The sequence below is a fragment of the Aeromonas sp. Prich7-2 genome, assembly GCF_017939255.1.
GTDB lineage: Bacteria > Pseudomonadota > Gammaproteobacteria > Enterobacterales > Aeromonadaceae > Aeromonas > Aeromonas caviae.
Genome location: NZ_JAGKRI010000327.1, coordinates 8,583 through 14,291, shown reverse-complemented (window position 1 = coordinate 14,291; position 5,709 = coordinate 8,583). Strand labels below are relative to the sequence as shown.

Here is a 5,709-nt window from a genome sequence, read left to right as displayed (position 1 = left end):
TATAACCTGGCCAGAAGGAGGCAATATCAATATGATGCACGGCGACAGCAGGGTGATGGTGGTGGTGTGTTTGGAGACAGCCAGTTTACCAGCACCCTGTCTGTCAACTTCCACTTCCCCAAGATCCCGCGAAGAACCTAAAAAAAGCGGCAGATTGCTCTGCCGCTTTTGCCCAGCCCGCTTGGCTGTTACTTGTTGATATCCAACATGTTGTTTTGCAACATGAAGTCGATCACCTGGTTGGCAGTCGTCCCTGAACCGCCCGTCAGAGTGTCGAAGGTGTGGTTCATCAGCACTATCTCCTGGGTCACCGGCGCGGCACTGCTCTCCTTGACTTGCAGATGCACCCCTTCGCTGTCCTGGAACACCGAGAGCAGGCTCTTCAGGGAGCTCTCGCTCTTGCTACCATCGCTGTCGAGCAAGTCGCTCAGATCCAGCTTGTCCCCTTCCGACTTGCTGAAATCGACGATGTAGTCCTTGGCCACCTTGCCAGCCTCGGTATCCCCCTTCAGCCAGGTGAAGGTATCAGCACCTGCATCCCCCATGAGGATGTCGTTTCCGGCCCCCCCGATCAGGATGTCGTTGCCCAGTCCGCCGCTCAATATGTCGTTGCCGGTACCGCCATAGAGGGTGTCGTTGCCACTGCCACCATAGAGGCGATCGTTGCCGCTCTCCCCATAGAGGGTGTCGTTGCCGCTACCACCGAACAGGGTGTCGTTGCCGGCACCGCCGTACAGGAAGTCATCCCCCCCCTGACCGAACAGGATGTCATTGCCATCACCACCGAGGAGGGTGTCACCCTTGTCATTGGTCGACGACTGATCGAACTCGCTGGCGTGATCCGTGATGTAGGCGTGCACCTGGGCATCGGTCACCGACCCTGCCCCCAGCTTGCCGCTCACATACTGCTTGATGGCCGCATACCCTTCCCCGCTGATGCCGGTGAAGCGTACCGCGTCGCCAAACAGGATGTCGTCGCCGGCACCGCCATCGATCCGGTCACTGCCCGGCTTGTTGTTGACGGAGCTACCCAAGATGGTGTTGGCCAAGTCGCTAGCATTGACGCCGGTCATGATGACACCGTCAGAGTCGTAGGACTTGAGATCGTTATAGGAAATGTTATTACCCAATCCGATCGCCTCGACGGTCACCCCTTTTGCGGTCAACAGCTGGTAACCCAACAAGGCGTCGGCCCGAACCTCATCGGTGCTGTTTCGCCCATCCCCGCCCAGCAGCTGGATCTGGTTCTGGCCGTTGCTGCCCTTGACGATAACTCCCACCGTGGTCCCCGACCAACCACCCCATACTTGAGTCCACTTGATCACTTCCCCTTTACTGTTGACCACTTCGAGACCGCTATAGGCCACGGTATTGCCGAGCACATAATTGTTGAGGTTCAAAGAAGTAGCGTTGAGATAGTCGTCATTGGCAAAAGCCCTGTCGATGATCTTCACATCACGGAGCCTAGTGGTGGTGCCGAGATCATAGAAGGTCGGCTCGCCATCGGTGATGAAGTAGGCCAGGTTCTTCGCATCCACATTGCTTGTCGCCGTGCTTGCGGCAAACCAGTCCGCCGCCTTGCTGAATGCGGCCTCATAGTTGGTGCCACCGTCGGCGGACATCCCCTTGAGGGCATCAAGCAAGGTCTTTAATGCCCCGCTATCGGTCAGATTGACGCTGACACTGCCATGGGTCGTGGTATCGAAATCCACAAGGAAGATATTGACGGTACCCGCATTGTCAGTGCCCGCACTGGTCTTGAGGCTGGTAAAGACCTTCTCCAGTTGTGTGCGGATCGTCTCTATTGCGTCGTCACCGATACTACCGGAACTATCAACGATGAAGGCAATGTTGTAGTTCTGACCCGGCAGCACAACGCTGCCATCCAGATCCCCCACAACGATATTGTGCTCACTGCCATAGGTCTGGTCCTGGTTGCCCGGCTCCCCTTCGGTGGCATTGAAGTAGCTCAGACGGATACTGTCTTCGTCGCTGGCGGTGTTTGACGACTCCGAATACAACTCGCGTGTGATCGCCTCCACCTTGAGATCCACCCGACCGGCGCTGCTGCCCGGCACTCGCAGCGTCAGTCCGCTCAACTTCACATCCAGCGCGATCTCACTCCACAGACCGCTGTTGGCGGTGAGGGTAAGCTTGCCATCAACCCCGACGGTTCCCAGCAATTGGCTACCGCTGTAGAGTGCAGCACCCTTCGGCATCCCGCTCAGTACCAGGCTGTCGAGCACTTCGCTGCCATCCCGATCGCTCAGGGAGGCGCTCACCTCCAGCGGGTAGTCGACCACCACCGGCTGCACCAGGGTCAGCACGCCCGTATCCTGATTGATCTGGTAGACACCGTCGGCGAACTGGACATACTCCACGTCGTGCAGCGCCTTGGTGATACCGACCCCCTTCTCCGTGACCGAGAAGTTGAACCAGCGATCATTGATCGAGTATCCGCTGCCCTTTGTGATGGCGTAGTCGGCACGGTTGCCGGACAGTACAGCGATATCTTTATCACCAGCACCGCCATAGAGAGTATCGCCACCCAACCCAGCGACCAGAATGTCATTTCCAACGCCGCCGTCGAGGGTATCGCCCGACACTGAGTTGCCACCGACCAGCACGTCATTGCCGTTGCCACCGACGAAGTGGTCGCCGCCCCCCTTCTGGCTCACGATGTAGTCGTTGCCATCACCGCCCACCACGGAGTCCTTACTAGAAGTGCTATCGGTCAGGGTCTTGGTGATCCCGAGGGCCCCCTTGTCGAAGTTGCCGGACTGGAACTGGCCCGTGGTGATCCCCGCGCTCGGGAAGCTCAGGTTGTAAAGGGGAATACCGTTGCCCACCAGACTCAGGTTGACGGTCGGCTTGTCGGCCACCGCCGCCACGTCGATCACCAGCTTGCTGCCGTTGCTGAGGTTGGCACCGTCGCTTATCTGATAGCCGATGCTGGCATAGTCGCCCTTCATGTTGCCGACCACAGCGCCGTTGCCGTTGGCGGCATGGGTGCTCGATTCGTTCAGACCTGGCACGAAGCGCAGATGGCCTGCGTTCACCTCGGCATAGGAGATGAGGGATCCGGTTTGCACCGCAACCCACTGCCCAGCCGCATTGAGGTATTCGAGGGTACCGTTCAGCGGCAGGGTGTTGATCTGCACCCCGAGATCAGTCGCGTCCTGATCATCGCTGGCACCGAACTGGGCCCAGGTCAGGACCTGGGGCTGATCTTCGGCACCGGTGCTGTGGCCGCCAGCCGCCGTCGGCGCCCGATCGTTGTCCACTATGGTACCGGTCCCGCTCTGACCACCGATGGTCACCGAGAGGGTCTCGTTCGTCTCGACCAGGCGATCGTTTACCGTCGGGATGGTCACCGTGAAGTCTGTCACGCCCGCCGGTACCGTGATCTTGCCGGTGGTGCTGTTGTAGGTCACGCCGTTGCTGAACTGGGCATTGCCCCAGTCCTGGTAGGATGCGGGGTTGTTGCCCGATCCGCGAATGGCGAAATCGTATTCGGTCGCTTCCTGGGTCGCATCGGACAAGGTGACCTTGTGCAACAGGTTGCCCCCTTCAGTCACGCTCTCGCTGAAGACACCCTGAACCAGCGGCGTGAAGAGAGGCTTGGTGGCGAAGGAACCAATGCTGGCGTCACCGTCACCATCCACCACCCGGATCTGGAAGTCGATGTCACCATCACCCAGGGGTTTGGACATGCGCTGGTACTGGAAGAACTCCCACTTGCCAGTGGCTGGGGTGAACTCCAACCTGAACACCAAAGTGCCGTCACTGGCTTCGCCATACAGGGTATTGGGTAGACCTGCTTTGCTGGAAATTGAGATCTCTTTACCAGTAGCTGTCATCAAACCCACTTCATTGGATCCCAAAAGCGCTATATGCCCCTTGCCATCAGCACCCCATTGCGGTGCAACCGTACCCGAACCATAGGCAATTGCCTGCGGCGTATCAGCCCCCAGAAACTCGATAGACTTGACGGTAAAGTCGCTGTTGTCTTTGGTATTGATGTTGCCGTTATTGGTCGCCTTGATCACCATGGTATCGAAGCCACCCTGCTGCACCTGGAAGTTCTGGTTGAACTCTCCGCCCGCTGCATCCGATCTGAATGAAAGTGTGGAAATCAATACGTTGTCTCGGTAGAACTCCACGACCCCGCTCTCCAGCTCGCCGCCAAACATCTTGCTGAACTTGATGTTGGCGCCGTAGGCAACCTTGCCCGCATCCAGCGTGACGATAAGCCGCTCGGATACGGAAGAGCCATCAGCAAAATGGCGGAAGTCAATTTCATTGGCGAGGTTGTGGTAAGGCGCAGCACCGCTAGCCACCCCCAGCCCCGAGCTGGAGCCGTTGACATCCGCCGTTACCAGTGAGGAATCGGTTGCCGACTTGAAGCCCAAGGCGCTGATGGTAAAACCCGCCATGTTCAGGGTGCTCTGGTTGTCACTGTACTTGGTCAGATCGAAGAACCCGGTCAGCACGTTCGGAATATCGGTCTTCACCACGGAAACGGCATCGCTGTTGCCAGCAATGGGGGAGTCGTCCTCCACGCTGACATCCAGCTTGCCCTTGGTGACGCCGCTGCCATCGGAGACCTCCACGTCCAGCTGGAACGACAGCTTGTCTTCCGAGGTCGTATCCCCGTGGTCGAGTGGCTCCTTAAGGGTCACATCATAAGTCCACGCTCCCTTGCCGCTGGCATTGGGTGCCGTCAGCTTGACCTCGACCACAGCCTTGTAATCGGCGCCGCCAATCGCCCCCGTGTAGCCGACCAGCGTCTTGCTGCCCGCATCCCAACTCCACTGGACCTTGGCCCCACCGGATGTCAGCCCGGCCGGTCCGTTCAGGGAGATGCTGAGCGTGCTGCTGTCGATGTCGCCCACCGAGAGGGTACCGGACGCCTTGATGGCGTTGGTGGTATCCGGGTTGCCGACCGTGTCGGCAATACCGTTTGCCAGCCCCTCTTCGGAGACGACAGCCCCGTTGGAGATGGTCAGCGTCGGCAGATCGTTGACCGCATCCACCTTGATGGTCACGGTTGCGGGACTCGCATCCACGGCGCCGTCGTTGTCTACCGCCGCATAGTTGAAGGTGGTGTTGCCGTTCCAGTTCGCATTCGGAGTGAAGGTGAGCTTGCCGGCGTCCGCCACCGCAATGCTCTGATCCACCGTCACAGCCACCCCGTTCAGATAGAGGATGCCGTTGGCAGGCAGGCTCTTGATGGTGAAACTCACCACGTTGCCATCGATGTCGCTGCCACTGAGGGTCGGAATGGCGATGCTGGCAGCATCTTCCTGACCGTTTGCCTGCTTGTTCGCCGTCTCCGGCGCTTCATTCAGGATCTGCGCGTTGTCGCTGCCCGGCAGGGAGACGTTGCCCGCCTTGTCGGTCTGGGTCGCCGTCACCGTCAACGATTTGCCGTTGGCCGGGGTCGTCTCCGTCCAGCTGATGGAGCCATTCTGATAGCCGTAGCTCTTGCCATTGCTTGCCAGCAGGGTGCCATCGGCCTTGAGCGTCAACTGGACAGTGCTGTTCACCCCGCCATTGTTGATGGTCAGCGTCACCTTGCCGCCCGCAACCAGGTCTGCGTGATTGATCCCGGCGCGTACCTGGATCTGATCATTGCCAATCTCGGCCTTGGTCAGCATCTGGTCGTTGTTGGCATCATCCACGATAACCACGGTCGGTGCCGCAGTG

General features: G+C 58.9%; 1 protein-coding gene. It reads right to left on the bottom strand.

What is annotated here, in order from left to right; genetic code table 11:
- Window positions 1-188: 188 nt before the first annotated feature.
- Window positions 189-5,684 (bottom strand): type I secretion C-terminal target domain-containing protein, encoded by a 5,496-nt coding sequence (locus J9892_RS22600; RefSeq protein WP_349237055.1) that lies wholly within the window; start codon window positions 5,682-5,684, stop codon window positions 189-191.
- Window positions 5,685-5,709 lie beyond the last annotated feature (25 nt).